General features: G+C 54.8%; 1 rRNA gene. It reads right to left on the reverse strand.

The window, feature by feature from the left end:
• A 23S ribosomal RNA gene (locus ACFQRG_RS16430) occupies positions 1 to 598 on the reverse strand; the annotation flags it as partial.

A 598-nucleotide genomic window follows, 5' to 3' on the forward strand; every position in this document is an offset into this window, starting at 1 on the left:
ACCACGCTTCCACCTCAGACCTATCAACCTCATCATCTATAAGGGGTCTTACTGATTTAACATCATGGGAAATCTCATCTTGAGGGGGGCTTCATGCTTAGATGCTTTCAGCACTTATCCCGGCCACACGTAGCTACCCAGCGGTGCTCCTGGCGGAACAACTGGTACACCAGCGGTGTGTCCATCCCGGTCCTCTCGTACTAAGGACAGCTCCTCTCAAATTTCCTGCGCCCACGACGGATAGGGACCGAACTGTCTCACGACGTTCTGAACCCAGCTCGTGTACCGCTTTAATGGGCGAACAGCCCAACCCTTGGGACCAACTTCAGCCCCAGGATGCGATAAGCCGACATCGAGGTGCCAAACCTCCCCGTCGATGTGGACTCTTGGGGGAGATAAGCCTGTTATCCCCAGGGTAGCTTTTATCCGTTGAGCGATGGCCCTTCCATGCGGCGCCACCGGATCACTAAGCCCGACTTTCGTCCCTGCTCGACTTGTAGGTCTCGCAGTCAAGCTCCCTTATGCCTTTGCACTCTGCGAATGATTTCCAACCATTCTGAGGGAACCTTTGGGCGCCTCCGTTACTTTTTAGGAGGCG

The sequence above is a fragment of the Scopulibacillus cellulosilyticus genome, assembly GCF_042665295.1.
GTDB lineage: Bacteria > Bacillota > Bacilli > Bacillales > Sporolactobacillaceae > Scopulibacillus_A > Scopulibacillus_A cellulosilyticus.